Raw genomic sequence first — 14,045 nt, forward strand, 5'->3', positions numbered from 1 at the left:
GTTCCGGGCCATCGCGACCCGCTTCGACAAACTCGCCAGCCGCTACCGGGCCGGACTCCACCTCGCCGCACTCGTCCTCTGGCTCCGCGAACCCAGACAAGATCATTTGTCAGACAGAACCTAGGGGGAGTGCGTCCCGCCTCCCAGGTGGGAGACAAGTGGGAGATGATCATGGCATGGTGCTGCAATCAGGCGCTAGGAAATGCCAGATAGCGCTACCTGTGCGGCCCGGTTTCAGCCGCCGGATTCGCCCGCGTGCGGGGAGACCACCCCGGCCGCGACCAGGGCGAAGATCAGCAGGCCCAGCAGTATCCGGTAGACCACGAACGGCATGAAGCTCCTGGTGGAGATGAACCTCATGAACCAGGCGATGACCGCGTAGGCCACGAGGAAGGACAGCACGGTCGCGAAGAGCGTCGGCGCCCAGGAGACGTGCCCCTCGCCGATCTCCGTCAGCTCGAACAGGCCGGAGGCGAGGACGGCCGGGATGGCCAGCAGGAAGGAGTAGCGGGCGGCGGCCTCGCGGGAGTAGCCCATGAACAGGCCGCCGCTGATCGTCGCACCCGAGCGGGACACGCCGGGGATCAGTGCCATCGCCTGGGCCATGCCGTACAGCAGGCCGTCACGCACGGTCAGGCTTTCCAGCGACTTGCGCTCGCGCACGGCGCGGTGGCGCCCGCCGGAGGCGTCGCGGGCGGCGAGCCGGTCGGCCACACCCAGGACGATACCGAGCACGATCAGGGTCGTGGCGATCAGCCGCAGATCCCGGAAGGGCCCCTCGATGTAGTCCTTCAGGGTCAGTCCCAGAACGCCGATCGGGATGGAACCGACGATCACCAGCCAGCCCAGTTTCGCGTCGTGCTCGCGGCGCGCCTCCTTGTCGTACAGCGAGCGGAACCAGGCGGAGACGATCCGCGCGATGTCCTTGCGGAAGTAGATCAGCACGGCGGCCTCGGTGCCGATCTGGGTGACGGCCGTGAAGGCCGCGCCGGGGTCCTCCCATCCCGCGAAGACCGCGGTCAGCCGCAGATGGGCGCTGGAGGATATGGGAAGGAACTCGGTCAGCCCCTGGACGAGCCCGAGGATGAACGCTTCGAACCAAGACATGTCGGGGTGTGCTCGTCCCTATTTCGTGATCATCGGTCAGGTCCGGCAGATGCTATGGCCGGTCGGGAACGGGGAGGGAAACGGCGGGCGAACGTCGCGGGTTCGTGCGTACCGGCCCGGTGACCGTCCGGCCCGGCGCCCCCTCCGCGGCCTCGGCGGGTACCTCGGACCCGCGCAGCCGCGCGCGCCTGCGCCAGGCGACGGCCGCCGCGGCCAGTCCGGGGACGGCGATGAAGGCGGAGGCGGCCAGGAAGGCGGGCGAGGTCGGATCGGCGGCCCGACTGCCCGCCACGGCGTACGCGGCGGTGTTGGGCACACAGCCCAGCGCGGTGGCCGACAGGAAGGCCGGCCACCGCATCCGGCTGACGGAGGCGCCGTAGTTGGAGACGACGAACGGGATCCCCGGCAGCACTCGCAGCAGCAGCATCGAGCGGAAGCCGCGACGGCTGAGCTGCCGGTCCCCGGCGGCCAGCCAGCGTCCGCGCAGCAGCGGGCGCAGGGCGTCCTGCCCCAGCAGCCGGCCCAGTCCGAAGGCCAGCCCGGCGCCCAGCACCGTCCCGGCCACCGCCGCGGCGGTGCCCAGGGCCGCGCCGAAGAGGGCGCCCGAAGCCAGGTTCAGCACCGGTCTGGGCACGAGGGCCGCGGTGCCGACACCGTACGCGAGGGCGAACAGCGCCAGCGCGTCGGCTCCGGTCAGAGGAGGACGCCACCCCTGGGCCAGCAGCCGCTGGGGCTCGTGGAGGGCCACCGTCGTGGCGGCGGCGGCCAGCAGCACGGCGAGCAGGGACAGGCGGGACCAGGGGGAGAACAGCACCGCGGAGCACCGGGCGGCGGCTCCGACGGGCCGGGGAGCGGGGACGGGCACCGGGCGAGCGTAACCGACGCGGGTGACATACGTCCCGGTCTGCCCACTGTGAGGTCCGCGACCGACCGGTGCCCCGGCGGTGTCCCGCCCGCCGAATCCCGCGGCCGGGACACCGGGACAATGGGGCGATGGACGAGACGGACGTGCCGATGGACGAGCGGGCGGCGGGCGAGCCGCTACCCGTGCACCGGGCCGTGGACCAGGGCACCGCCCGGCTGCTGCCGGACACGGACCGGCCGCGCGCCTGGCTGCTCACCATCGACGACGCACCCCAGTCGTACGTGGACCTCGGCGATCCGGCGCACCTGGAGTTCGAGTACGTGCGCCGGATCGCCCACGTCCTGGACTGCGCCGCCGCCCCGGGCGCACCGCTGGACGCCCTCCACCTGGGCGGCGGGGCCATGACCCTGCCGCGCTACCTCGCCGCCGCCCGCACCGGCTCCCGCCAGGAGGTCGTGGAAGCCGACCGGGCGTTGCTCGGCCTGGTCGCCGAGCACCTGCCGCTGCCACCCGGCGGCGGCATCGAGGTACGGGCCGAGGACGCCCTCACCGCACTGCGGGACAGGCCGCCGCAGTCGGTGGACGTACTGGTCGCCGATGTCTTCGCGGGCTCCCGCATCCCGGCCCACCTGACCACCCTGGCGTACGCCAGGGCCGCGGCCGGAGCCCTGCGGCCGGACGGCGTCTACGTCGCCAACCTCGCCGACACCGCGCCCTTCGGCTTCCTCCGCTCCCAGGTGGCCGGCCTCCGGACCGTCTTCGGCGAGGACCCCGGCCGGGTGTGCCTGATCGCCGAGCCCGCCGTGCTGCGCGGCCGCCGGTTCGGCAACACCGTGCTGGCCGCCTCCCGCACCGGGCTGCCCGTGGAGCGGCTGGCACGGCTGGCGGCGGGCGATCCGTTCCCGGCCCGAGTGGTGCACGGGGGCGCGCTGGAGCGGCTGGCCGGGGACGCGCACCCGGTTCAGGAGAGCGGGGCGACGCCCTCGCCCAGGCCACCGGAGGGCTCCTTCACCGTCGGCTGACCGCCGGCCGCGGCCCCCTTGTCCCGCCGGGTCAGGCCGCGCACCTGCGGCACGCACAGCACCGCGGCCGTCAGCGCCGCCACCAGCACCGAGCAGCCCCACAGCGCCGCCGGCCGGCCCACCAGCGACTCGACGGGGCCGGCCGCGGCCGTGGCCAGGGGCACCAGGGCTATCGACCCCAGCCAGTCGTATGCCGAGACCCGGGAGAACTTCTCCTCGGGCACCTCCTGGTGCAGGGCCGTCATCCAGGACACCCCGAACACCTCGAGGGCCACCCCGGTCATGAACATCACCGCCGCCAGACCCGCCGCGGGCAGGGGCACCGCCAGCGCCGCCGAGGGCAGCGCCAGGGGGAAGACGCACAGGGTGCCGGCGAGCAGGATGCGGCGCGGCCGCCAGCGGGTCATCAGCACCCCGCCGCACACCGTGCCCGCGCCGAAGGCGGCCAGCGCGAGCCCCCACGGCCGGGCGCCGCCCAGGTGCTCCTCGGCGACCTGCGGCCCGTACACCGCCTCGGCCGCCGCGACCACCGCGTTGACCACCGCGAACTGCAGGATGACCGCCCACAGCCACGGACGTCCCACCACCTCCCGCCAGCCCTCGCGCAGATCGCCCAGCAGACCGCCGCCCGGCGCGCGCTCGGGCATTCCGCGCAGATCGAGAAAGACGCGCAGCGCTCCCGCGGCGGCGAAGGCGGCGGCGTCGACCGCCAGCACCCAGCCGGGGCCGACCGCGGCGATCAGCGCGCCGCCGAGCGCCGCGCCTCCGATGGAGGCGCCGTTGACCCCCATCCGGAAGACGGCGAAGGCGCGCCCGGCCTGCTCACCGCGGACGCTGGCGAGCACCATCCCCTCGGCGGCCGGGGCGAAGAAGGCATGGCCGGTGCCGCCCAGCGCGGACAGCAGCGCCATCTGCCACAGCTCGGCGCTCCCGGTGATCACCAGCGTGGCGAAGACGCCCTGGGAGACGCAGTTGAGCGCGTTGGCCGCCACCATTACCCGGTGGCGCGGCAACCGGTCGGCGACGGCGCCGCCGACGAGCAGGAACAGGACCAGGGGGACGGTGCGGGCGGCGGCGACCAGGCCCACGTCGGTGCCGTCGCCGCCCGAGGCGAGCACGGCGAACGCCGCCGCGATCAGCGCACCGGAGTTGCCCAGCCCGGTGATCACGGCGGCGGCCGTCAGCAGTGTGTAGTTGCGGCCCGCCCGGGCGGTGCGGGACGGCCGCCGCCCCGCACCGCTCCCCGCGGGCCCCATGCCGCTCAGTCCTTCTCCGCGTACGGACGCAGGCTGCCGGTCATCTTGTCGATGGTGGCCCGGGGCACCTCGTCATCGCCCCCGGCGTCAGTGATCAGGAGCCAGACGCGCAGGTCGTTGCTGCCGTCGATCCAGGAGACGGTCACGACCCCGCCGTCGGAGTCGCACTTGTTCTCCTTCTTGACACCGGTGGCCGTGGCGCTCGCGATGTGCCCGGTGATGCCGTGCTCGTTGGAGAACTTCTCCGCCTTCGTCAGCTCGACGGTGTCCTTGTGCTCGCCGTACGCGAAGTGGACGAAGCTCTCCGCGGCGTTCTCGGCGCCCTCGGCGGTGCTGCGGGAGCCCTGGCCGCCCTTGCTGCCGACGGTGGCGCGTGTGTACTTGTCGCCGCCGGCCTCGCACCACCCCTTCTCGTGGTGGGCCGGTGCGCTGAAGGCGACCCGCGGCATGGCGAAGGGGGCGCCCTCCTCCTTGTTCTCCCCGTGACCGATGATCATCGGCTCCGAGTCGATATCCCAGTCGGCGGGCACGTCGAAGGCGTTGTGGTGCCTGGCGTTGGTGACGACCTTCCAGCCGGGGACCACCGGGCCGGGCTTCTCCGGGGCGACGTCGTCCCGCGGGTTGGTGGGGTCGTCCCGCTCGGCGCCGGCGTCCTCACTCGGTTCGGCGGTGGAGAGCCCGGGGCTCGGGGAGACGCTGCTGCCGGGGCCCGCGGCCTTCTTCCCCTCGTCGTCGGAGAGGACGAGGACACCCGTCACCACGGCCGCGGCGATCACCGCGACGGCCGCGACGATGGCGATCGCCGCGTTCCGGCTCTTCCCGCCGCCCTGCGGCGGCCGCGGTGCGCCGGGTGTGCCCGGCTGCCCCCACTGGCCGGCGGGCTGCCCCCGGTGGCCCGGGTCCCGGTAGGGGCTGGGCGCCCGGTATCCCGGCGTCCGGTAGGAGTTCGGAGCCTGGTACCCCGGCGTTTGGTACGGGTTGGACTGCTGATGATGCGGGTCCCGCGAGTTCTGCTCGCCCCCGGGCGGCTGCTGTCCTGGCCACATGGCGAGAACACTAGGACGGCCCCCGCGGCCGGACCACGCCTGCCCCCGCTTCGGTACGAACCCGGTACGCGGCACCCCGGCGTGCCAGGGTGCCGGGTGTCCGCTGTGACCTCGGCCTCAGCCCTCGCCTCCCTCCAGGACGACCAGCGTCTCCCGGTGCGCGCCGGCCAGCCCCCGGTACGCCGCGGCGTTGACGCGGACGCCCTCGCGCTCCTCCTCGGTCAGCTCCCGCCTGACGCGGGCGGGCACCCCGGCGACCAGGGAGCCGGGCGGGACCTCCATGCCCTGCGGGACCAGGGCGTGGGCCGCCACCAGTGAACCGGCGCCCACCCGGGCCCCGTTGAGCACCGTCGCGCCCATTCCGACCAGGACCTCGTCCCCGATCGTGCAGCCGTGCAGCACCGCGTTGTGCCCCACCGAGACGCGCTCGCCCACGACGACGGGGAAACCCGGGTCGGCGTGGACGGTGCAGTTGTCCTGCACGTTGCTGTCCGTGCCGACGGTGATCGCGTCGCAGTCGCCGCGCAGCACCGCGTTGTACCAGACGCTCGCGCCGGCCCCCAGCGACACCTGGCCGACCACCACGGCCGTCGGGGCGACGTACGCCTCCGGATCGACCTCGGGCTCCCTGCCCACCACGCCCGCGACCATCGCCCGCCGTTCCATCCGCGCTCTCTTCCGCTTCCGCCCGCCGTGCCGCGCACGGCCGTGTGCCGGTCGTCTTCTCCAACGGAACCGTAAGGGATGGGTGCGGCGGGAATCACAGCATGGCGGGCGGTGCGACGCCGGTCCGGACGTCTACCGTGATCGGGTGCGCAAGAACAGGAACGTGTTCTCCTCTCTGCTGTCCCGTGCGGCCTCCCGCGCCGTGCACGGGCTGTGGTGCCACGCGCAGCGGGCTGGCGCGGTCTCGGCCGAGCGCCCCGGACCGTACGCGTTCCGCGGTATCGGGGAGGGCACCCGGCTGACCTTCCCGCAGGGCACGCTGTTCGGCACCGAGTGGATCGAGCTGGGCGCGTGCTGCGTCGTCGGCGCCGAGGTCACGCTGACCGCCGGGATGATGCCGGACCTCGACCTCGGGCCGGACACGGTGCTGAGGCTGGGCGACGGAGTGGTCCTGGGCCGGGGCAGCCATGTGGTCGCCGACGGGGCCGGGGCGGGCGTGACGATCGGGAACGACGTCTTCTGTGGCCCGTACGTCTACATCACCTCCACCAACCACTCCTACGACGACCCCCATCAGCCGATCGGCGGGCAGTGGCCGCGCTCGGCGCCGGTGGAGATCGGAGCGGGCAGCTGGCTGGGCACGGGGGCGGTGGTACTGCCGGGCGCGCGGCTGGGGCGGAACACGGTGGTGGCGGCCGGTTCGGTCGTCCGCGGCGAGGTGCCCGACCACGCCGTGGTCGCGGGCGCGCCCGCCAGGATCGTACGGCGATGGGACCCGCGGGAGGGCTGGCTGCCCCCGCTGCGGACCCCGCGGCCGGTGCCGGTGCCCGAGGGCGTCACCCCCGGGCAGCTGGCGGCACTGGCCGGCCCCGGGATTCCCGGGCCGGGGACCTCCGGGACGGGGCCTGCCGGAGCGGAAGCGGGCACACTGGACGGGGCGGCCGGCCGCACGCCGCTCCCGGCACCGTCCACCGGCCGGACAGGAGGCACCGAGGGGATGCGTACGCCTTGAGCAACCGGACCCTGCGCCTGCTGCTGCTCCTCGCCGTCGCCCTGCACGGCCTGGCACTACTGCTGTACGTGGCCCGCAACCACTGGTTCTGACCCCCGTCGCGCAACTCGCACCGCACCCGGGCCCGCCCCGCGTGGAGGACGTCCGCGCGGCACGCTACTGTGCACGCCATGCGCGCCCCCATCGGGAACTTCACCGACGCCTGGCCGGTCACCGACAAGCTCGGTCTGCTGGCCCCGCCGGTCGCCGCCGCGCTGCGTGGCCCCGTGCCGACCGACGGGGTCGTCTACGTCGACAGTGATCCGGACGACGCCGACACCGCCCGCTTCTGCGAGGTCCACGGCGTTCCGCCCGAGCACTCCGCCAACTGCGTGGTCGTCGCGGCCCGCCGCGGCCAGGAGACCACCCTGGCCGCCTGCGTGGTGCTCGCCCGCACCCGCGTCGATGTCAACCGCACCGTCCGGCGCGAACTGGGAGCCCGCAAGGCCTCGTTCGCGCCAATGGGGACGGCCGTCGGCGAGTCCGGCATGGAGTACGGCGGTATCACCCCGATCGGGCTGCCCCCGGGCTGGCCCCTGCTGGTGGACGCGGCGGTCGCCGACACCCCGTACACGGTCGTGGGTTCCGGCCGCCGCCGCGGCAAACTGCTGGTGCCCGGTGAGGTCCTGGCAGGCCTGCCCGGCGCCCGGGTGCTCGGTGGTCTGGGCCTCCAGACCGCCCGCCCCGGCGACTGACCAGCGGTGCGGGCGCTACTCTGCCCGCATGTCGAACCACGATGACCTGCTCGTCTCCATCGCCGAGAAGGTGGAGTCCGAGCGGAGCAATCAGATGCCCCTCACCGTGGTGGTCCCTGGCGCGGTCATCACCGGCAGGCTGGCGCCCGAGGCCGTCTGGAAGGCGCGGGTCGCCGAAGTCCTACGGGACTCCGAGCGCCTGAAGCCGTTCGCCGAACTGTTCGGGTCGTCCGGGGAGGACGGCCGGCACGGCGGCGGCAGGCCCACCCACCTGCACCTGCACGTCGCGCGCATCCTCCAGGGAAGCTACGGCCTCCCCGACACCGGCGGCATGTACCGCGTCGCCATCGGTGAGGTGAGCGGTTGGACCCTGGGGGAACTCAGTTACTCCGACGGATGAGGGGAACGCCCCGGCACGTGCCGCGTCCGGCCGCTCCCCCGTGACGAGGTGTGACCGGCATGGCACGGATGATCCTGCGGGCGACCGGGCGGGTCCCGGCCGACGAGGTGTGGGAACGCTACGCACGGCCGGAGCTGTGGCCCGTCTGGTCGCCGCAGATCCGGTCCGTGCGTGTGCGCGGCGACCGCATCGAACCCGGGATGGAGGGTGAGGTGTTCCCGTTGCCGGGAACACCGGTCGCCTTCACGGTCGAGGAGGTCCACGAGGCGCGGCGGCGGTGGACCTGGCGGGTGAAGGCCGGTCCCGTGCGGATGCGTCTGCACCATGTCGTCGTCGTCCTGCCCGACGGGCGGACCGGTACCGAGCTGCGCATGGAGGGGCCGCTGCCGGCGCTCGTCCTCTACGCGGGCCCGGCCCGGCTCGCCCTGCACCGCCTGGTGAGGGCCGGCTCCGGTGCATGACCACTACCGGAACATTCCTTTATATTTGGATATCAACGCCCCTGCCGGGCCCCGCGGCGCACCAGCGCGCCGCGGGAGTGTGCGGGCCGCCCGTCCGCGGGCCGCCCCGATTCCTCGGAGGTTCCGGTGAGCGTTGTCGACTTCTTCCCCTTCCTTGCGAGCCGGGCGGTTTTCCGGCCGCGGTCCCGCCCGCGTCCGGCGCTGCGCTGACATGGGCTGGCGTGAGTCCGCGGCGTGCCGCGGTGAGGATCCCGAACTGTTCTTCCCCATCGGTGACGGCGGCCTGGCGCGGCAGCAGACGGCGCGGGCGCGGGCCGTCTGCCTCGGCTGCCCCGTCATGCCCCAGTGCCGGGACTGGGCAGTCAGGAGCGGCGAGACCGAGGGGGTGTGGGGCGGCACCACCGCGGCCGAACGACGGCTGATCAGACGCGGCTTCGCAGGCCGGCTGCCCGAGGGCTGACAGTCCGGGCCGCTCCGATGAGAGTAAGGGTGTCGCATATCACATCGACTTCGTACCTACTGGTCGGTATGGTGCAGGGAATCTTGATCGAGCAGGAGGCCCCATGCCAGCGACCAATCGCCAGATCCGCCTGGCGGCCCGTCCCACCGGAGAGGTGAAGCCCGGGGACTGGGAGCACCGTTCGGTGCCCGTGGAGGACCCCGGACCGGGCCGCTTCGCGGGCCGCACCCGCGTCATCTCGCTGGACCCCGCCATGCGGGGCTGGCTCGACGACCGCCCCTCCTACCTGCCGCCCGTCGGCATCGGCGAGGTCATGCGGGCGGGGTCGGTCATCGAGGTCACCGCGTCGAACCACCCCGACTTCCGGCCCGGTGACCACGTGGTGGGCACGTTCGGCGTCCAGGAGCACGTGATCTCCGACGGCAGGGGCGCGATGAGGATCGACACCGCGCTCGCCCCGCCCTCGACGTACCTGGGCGCGCTCGGCATGCCCGGCATGACGGCGTACTTCGGCCTGCTGGACGTCGGGGCGCTCGAGGACGGTGAGACCGTGGTGGTTTCCGGAGCCGCGGGCGCGGTGGGCACCATCGCCGGGCAGATCGCCAGGGCGAAGGGCTGCCGGGTCGTGGGCATCGCCGGAGGACCGCGCAAGTGCGCCATGCTCACCGACGAGCTGGGCTTCGACGCGGCGATCGACTACCGGGCCGAGGATGTGCGCAAGGCGCTGCGCGAGCACGCGCCGGACGGTATCGACGTCTACTTCGACAACGTCGGAGGCGACATCCTGGACGCCGCCCTCACCCGGCTGGCGATGCACGCGCGCGTGGTGATCTGCGGCGCGATCAGCCAGTACAACAACGCCACCCCGGTCAAGGGCCCGTCCAACTACCTGTCCCTGCTGGTCCGCCGGGCCCGGATGGAGGGCTTCGTGGTCCTCGACTACGCCAAGCGCTACGGGCAGGCCGCGCAGGAGATCGCCGGCTGGATCGGCGAGGGCCGTGTCAAGGTCAAGGAACACGTGGTCAGGGGCACCGTCGACGACTTCCCCGAGACGCTGCGGATGCTCTTCCGGGGGGAGAACGTCGGCAAGCTGGTGCTCGAACTGGCCTGACCCCGCCCCCGGGCGGGACGCGCCCCGGGGAGGGCGTTCAGCCCAGGCGCGGGATCTCGATGGCCGGGCAGCGGTCCATCACCATCTCCAGGCCCGCCGCGCGGGTCCGCTCGTAGGCCGCCTCGTCGACCACGCCGAGCTGGAACCAGACGGCCTTCGCCCCGGCCGCCACCGCCTCGTCCGCGACGCCGCCGGCCAGCGCGGAGTTGACGAACACGTCCACGACATCGACAGGGAAAGGGACCTCGGCCAGAGAGGCGTAGCCCTGCTCGCCGTGCACCGTCTCCGCCTTGGGATGGACGGGCACGACGCGCTTGCCGAACCGCTGGAGCGTGGCGGCCACGCCCCAGGCCGCGCGGCTGCGGTTGGACGACAGGCCGACCACCGCCCAGGTGTCGCCGCTCTCGGTCAGGATCCTGCGGACTGTCTGCGAATCTCCGTACATGCCCCTGCCAACCAGCGGCCCGGCCGGGGCATTCCCCTCGGCGGACCGTAGGGTGGGCGGAATGCGGGAGCAGTATGTGACGGTCGCGGGCGAGGGTGTGCACGAGACCGAGGTGAACAGGTCGCGTTTCATCTGCGCGCTCGCCCCCGCCGCCACCGAGGAGGAGGCGCGGGCGTTCGTCGCCCGGATCCGTGAGCGGCATGCGGACGCCACCCACAACTGCTGGGCCTACGTCATCGGCGCCGACGCCGGTGTACAGAAGGCGAGCGACGACGGGGAGCCCGGCGGCACGGCCGGGGTGCCCATGCTCCAGATGCTGCTGCGCCGCGACATCCGCTACACCGTCGCGGTGGTCACCCGCTACTTCGGCGGGGTGAAGCTGGGCGCCGGCGGGCTGATCCGGGCCTACGGCGGCGCGGTCGGCGAGGCCCTCGACGCGCTGGGGACCGTCACCCGGCGGCGGATGCGGCTGACCACGGTCACGGTGGACCACCAGCGGGCGGGCCGGGTCGAGAACGACCTGCGCACCGGCGGCAGGGACGTGCGGGGTGTGCACTACGGCACCGAGGTCGCCATCGAGGTGGGGCTTCCCGAGGCCGAGGTCGAGGCCTTCCGCTCCTGGCTCGCCGACGCCACCGCGGGCACCGCCCGGCTGGAGTTGGGCGGCGAGGCGTACGGGACCGGGTAGAAGGCGCGACCGGGCACCGGCGGGTGACCTCCGGCCGCCGAGCGCCCCGATACCTCCGTCCGTGAGATTCACCCGAGCGGATCATGCAACAATCCGGAGGGCGGCCGACGGGCGGGGAGAGGGACAGGCGTTGCGGGGCGGAGCCGGATCTTGAGACTGCTGCACACCTCCGACTGGCACCTGGGCCGGAGCTTCCACCGGGTGAGCCTGCTGTCCGCCCAGGAGGCGTTCGTCGACCACCTGGTGGAGGTGGTGCGCACCGAACGTGTGGACGCGGTCCTCGTCGCCGGAGACGTCTACGACCGGGCGGTGCCGCCGCTGGCCGCCGTGGAACTCTTCGACGACACCCTGCACCGCCTGGCGGACCTCGGAGTGCCGACGGTCATGATCTCCGGCAACCACGACTCGGCGCGCCGACTGGGGGTGGGCGCCGGGCTCATCGGACGGGCGGGAGTCCACCTGCGCACCGACCCCGCCGGCTGCGCCACCCCCGTCCTGCTGTCCGACACCCACGGCGAGGTGGCGTTCTACGGCCTGCCCTATCTGGAACCGGCCCTGGTCAAGGACCACTTCGGGGTGGAGCGCGCCGGGCACGCGGCGGTGCTGGGCGCCGCCATGGACCGGGTGCGCGCCGATCTGGCCGCCCGCCCCGCCGCGACCCGCTCGGTCGTCCTCGCCCACGCCTTCGTCACCGGAGGCGAGCCGTCCGACAGCGAGCGCGACATCACCGTCGGCGGCGTCGCCTCCGTCCCGGCCTCCGTCTTCGGGGGCGTGGACTACGCGGCGCTGGGCCACCTCCACGGCTGCCAGACCCTCGCCGAGTGGATCCGCTACTCCGGTTCGCCGCTGGCCTATTCCTTCTCCGAGACCCACCACCGCAAGTCGGTGTGGCTGGTGGACCTCGGGCCGCGCGGCGAGGTGACGGCCGAGCGGATCGACTGCCCGGTGCCGCGCCCGCTGGCGCGCGTCCGCGGGGAACTGGAGGAACTGCTGGCCGACCCCGCGCTGGAGCGCCACGAACACGCCTGGGTCGAGGCCACCCTCACCGACCCCGTCCGCCCGCGCGAGCCGATGGCCCGGCTCGCCGCACGCTTCCCCCACGTCCTGACCCTCGTCTTCGACCCCGAGCGAGCGGAGCGCGACCCCTTCGCCTCCTACGGGAGCCGGCTGCGCGACCGCACCGACCGGGAGATCGCCGAGGACTTCGTCGCCCACGTCCGCGGCGGAGCGGCACCCGACGAGGGCGAACGGGCCCTGCTGGGCGCCGCTCTGGACGCCGTGCACGCCGAGGCGGCCCGCACGGAGGCGCCCCGATGAGACTGCACCGGCTCGCCGTCACCGCCTTCGGGCCCTTCGGCGACACCCAGGAGGTGGACTTCGACGAGCTGTCCTCGGCCGGGCTGTTCCTGCTGCACGGGCCCACCGGCGCGGGCAAGACCTCCGTACTGGACGCCGTCTGCTACGCCCTGTACGGCGGAGTGCCCGGCGCCCGCCAGGCCTCCGGTCCCAGCAGGCTGCGCAGCGACCACGCCGACCACGGCACCCGTACCGAGGTGGTCCTGGAGCTGACCGTCGGCGGGCGGCGGCTGGAGGTCACCCGGCAGCCCGAGCAGCGGCGCCCCAAGAAGCGCGGCACCGGCATGACCACCGACAAGGCCCAGTCCTGGCTGCGCGAGTACGACGCCGCGGCCGGCGCCTGGAAGGCGCTCAGCCGTTCCCACCAGGAGATCGGCGAGGAACTGGCCCAGCTGCTGGGCATGAGCCGTGAGCAGTTCTGCCAGGTGGTGCTGCTGCCGCAGGGCGACTTCGCGCGCTTCCTGCGGGCCGGCGCGGAGGAGCGCGCGAAACTGCTGGGCCGTCTCTTCGACACCCGCCGCTTCGCCGCCGTCGAAGAGTACCTGGCCGAGTCGCGCACCGCCGCGCAGCGCCGGGTGCGCGACGGCGACGAGCGGCTGCTGGCCCTGGCCCACCGCATGTGGCAGGCGGCGGGAGACGCAGCCGGGCCGGACGGTGGTCCCTTCGCCGAACTCTCGCCCGGCGACCCCGGTCTGGCCGACGCCGTACTGGGTTGGGCCGCACCCGCCCGGTCCCTGGCCCGTGAACGGCTGGACGCCGCGGCCTCGGCCCTGCGCCTGGCCGAACTGGCCCACGCCGACGCCCGGCGGCGGCTGGAGGAGGCGCGCGAGCTGGAACGGCGCCGTCGGCGGTACGCGGACGCCCGCCGGCGTGCCGAGGCGCTCGCCGAACGGGCGCGTGAACACGACGCCGACCGAGCCCGGCTGGAGCGGGCCCGCGCCGCCGACACCGTCGCCCCCGCCCTCGCTCTGCGGGAGGAGGCCGAGAGGGAGAGCCGCCGCGCCGCGTACGCCGAGGAGCGGGCCCGCGCCGAACTGCCCGGTGAGGCGGCCCACGCCCCCGCCGGGCGCCTCGCGGACCTGGAACGCGCCACCCGCTGGGAACTGGGCACACTGGAGGCCGCCCGGCGCGCCGAGGAGCGCGTCGACCGCCTCGACACCGAACTCGCCTCCCTGGAGAGGGAGTCGGACTCGGACGAGGAACTGCTGCGTGAGGCGGAGCAGTGGCTGGGGGAATGGGAGGACACCCGCGCCGCCCACCAGCGGAGCGTGGACGCCGCCGCGGAGGCCGCGCCCCGCGCCGAGCGGCTCGCCCGGCGGCTGGATGGTCTGCGGCGCACCCTGGACGCCGCCACCAGGCCACAGCCCGCCGCTGCCACTACCACCGCCGCACCCGAGGTCACTAACTCCCCACACT

At 74.0% G+C, this 14,045-nt stretch carries 16 protein-coding genes and 1 pseudogene; 11 read left to right on the forward strand and 6 right to left on the reverse strand.

Annotated elements, in window-relative coordinates; translation table 11 throughout:
- Positions 1-124, forward strand: a pseudogene (locus LJ221_RS19210) (IS5/IS1182 family transposase); the annotation flags it as partial.
- A 110-nt stretch (positions 125-234) separates the two neighbouring features.
- Here LJ221_RS19210 and LJ221_RS19215 read toward each other — a convergent pair.
- On the reverse strand, positions 235-1,107 hold the full coding sequence (locus LJ221_RS19215) for an undecaprenyl-diphosphate phosphatase (RefSeq protein ID WP_241717972.1): 873 nt from the start codon (positions 1,105-1,107) through the stop codon (positions 235-237).
- Positions 1,108-1,159: 52 nt separating this feature from the next.
- Entirely contained in the window at positions 1,160-1,972 is an 813-nt protein-coding gene (locus LJ221_RS19220; RefSeq protein WP_241717973.1) for a TVP38/TMEM64 family protein, read from the reverse strand.
- 128 nt (positions 1,973-2,100) lie between these two features.
- Here LJ221_RS19220 and LJ221_RS19225 point away from each other — a divergent pair, with 128 nt between their 5' ends.
- A complete protein-coding gene (locus LJ221_RS19225) occupies positions 2,101-2,994 on the forward strand; it encodes a spermidine synthase (protein WP_241717974.1) in 894 nt (297 codons plus the stop codon).
- Here LJ221_RS19225 and LJ221_RS19230 read toward each other — a convergent pair.
- From LJ221_RS19230 to LJ221_RS19240, 3 genes are all read right to left on the reverse strand, one after another.
- A complete protein-coding gene (locus tag LJ221_RS19230; RefSeq protein ID WP_241717975.1) occupies positions 2,934-4,250 on the reverse strand; it encodes an MFS transporter in 1,317 nt (438 codons plus the stop codon). The two genes, LJ221_RS19225 and LJ221_RS19230, sit on opposite strands and share 61 nt — an antisense overlap.
- Positions 4,251-4,255: 5 nt before the next feature.
- Positions 4,256-5,296 (reverse strand): hypothetical protein, encoded by a 1,041-nt coding sequence (locus LJ221_RS19235; RefSeq protein ID WP_241717976.1) that lies wholly within the window; start codon positions 5,294-5,296, stop codon positions 4,256-4,258.
- Positions 5,297-5,413: 117 nt separating this feature from the next.
- Complete coding sequence (locus LJ221_RS19240) at positions 5,414-5,962, reverse strand: gamma carbonic anhydrase family protein (protein ID WP_241717977.1); 549 nt, start codon at positions 5,960-5,962, stop codon at positions 5,414-5,416.
- 145 nt (positions 5,963-6,107) lie between these two features.
- Here LJ221_RS19240 and LJ221_RS19245 point away from each other — a divergent pair, with 145 nt between their 5' ends.
- The 6 genes from LJ221_RS19245 (at position 6,108) to LJ221_RS19270 (ending at position 10,140) form a co-directional block, all read left to right on the forward strand.
- Complete coding sequence (locus LJ221_RS19245) at positions 6,108-6,974, forward strand: acyltransferase (RefSeq protein WP_241717978.1); 867 nt, start codon at positions 6,108-6,110, stop codon at positions 6,972-6,974.
- 170 nt (positions 6,975-7,144) lie between these two features.
- Positions 7,145-7,708: a YbaK/EbsC family protein gene (locus LJ221_RS19250; RefSeq protein ID WP_241717979.1), complete on the forward strand. Its 564-nt coding sequence runs from the start codon at positions 7,145-7,147 to the stop codon at positions 7,706-7,708.
- A gap of 28 nt (positions 7,709-7,736) precedes the next feature.
- Positions 7,737-8,108, forward strand: a complete 372-nt coding sequence (locus tag LJ221_RS19255) for a hypothetical protein (protein ID WP_241717980.1) — start codon at positions 7,737-7,739, stop codon at positions 8,106-8,108.
- A 59-nt stretch (positions 8,109-8,167) separates the two neighbouring features.
- Positions 8,168-8,569: an SRPBCC family protein gene (locus tag LJ221_RS19260; RefSeq protein ID WP_241717981.1), complete on the forward strand. Its 402-nt coding sequence runs from the start codon at positions 8,168-8,170 to the stop codon at positions 8,567-8,569.
- A gap of 211 nt (positions 8,570-8,780) precedes the next feature.
- On the forward strand, positions 8,781-9,029 hold the full coding sequence (locus LJ221_RS19265) for a WhiB family transcriptional regulator (RefSeq protein WP_241717982.1): 249 nt from the start codon (positions 8,781-8,783) through the stop codon (positions 9,027-9,029).
- Positions 9,030-9,132: 103 nt separating this feature from the next.
- On the forward strand, positions 9,133-10,140 hold the full coding sequence (locus tag LJ221_RS19270; protein ID WP_241717983.1) for an NADP-dependent oxidoreductase: 1,008 nt from the start codon (positions 9,133-9,135) through the stop codon (positions 10,138-10,140).
- A 37-nt stretch (positions 10,141-10,177) separates the two neighbouring features.
- Here LJ221_RS19270 and LJ221_RS19275 read toward each other — a convergent pair whose 3' ends face one another.
- Positions 10,178-10,585 carry a CoA-binding protein gene (locus tag LJ221_RS19275; RefSeq protein ID WP_241717984.1) on the reverse strand — a complete coding sequence of 136 codons (408 nt, stop codon included), beginning with the start codon at positions 10,583-10,585 and terminating at the stop codon, positions 10,178-10,180.
- A gap of 61 nt (positions 10,586-10,646) precedes the next feature.
- Between LJ221_RS19275 and LJ221_RS19280 the strand changes: the two genes are divergently transcribed.
- The 3 genes from LJ221_RS19280 to LJ221_RS19290 form a co-directional block, all read left to right on the forward strand.
- Positions 10,647-11,273: a YigZ family protein gene (locus tag LJ221_RS19280; RefSeq protein WP_241717985.1), complete on the forward strand. Its 627-nt coding sequence runs from the start codon at positions 10,647-10,649 to the stop codon at positions 11,271-11,273.
- Positions 11,274-11,423: 150 nt separating this feature from the next.
- Positions 11,424-12,590 carry an exonuclease SbcCD subunit D gene (locus LJ221_RS19285; RefSeq protein WP_241717986.1) on the forward strand — a complete coding sequence of 389 codons (1,167 nt, stop codon included), beginning with the start codon at positions 11,424-11,426 and terminating at the stop codon, positions 12,588-12,590.
- Positions 12,587-14,045 (forward strand): AAA family ATPase (locus tag LJ221_RS19290; RefSeq protein WP_241717987.1); only part of this gene is annotated, 1,459 nt, incomplete at its 3' end. The genes LJ221_RS19285 and LJ221_RS19290, both read left to right, overlap by 4 nt.

Origin of the sequence: Streptomyces sp. CNQ085 (assembly GCF_022614595.1) — a bacterium.
Lineage (GTDB): Bacteria > Actinomycetota > Actinomycetes > Streptomycetales > Streptomycetaceae > Streptomyces.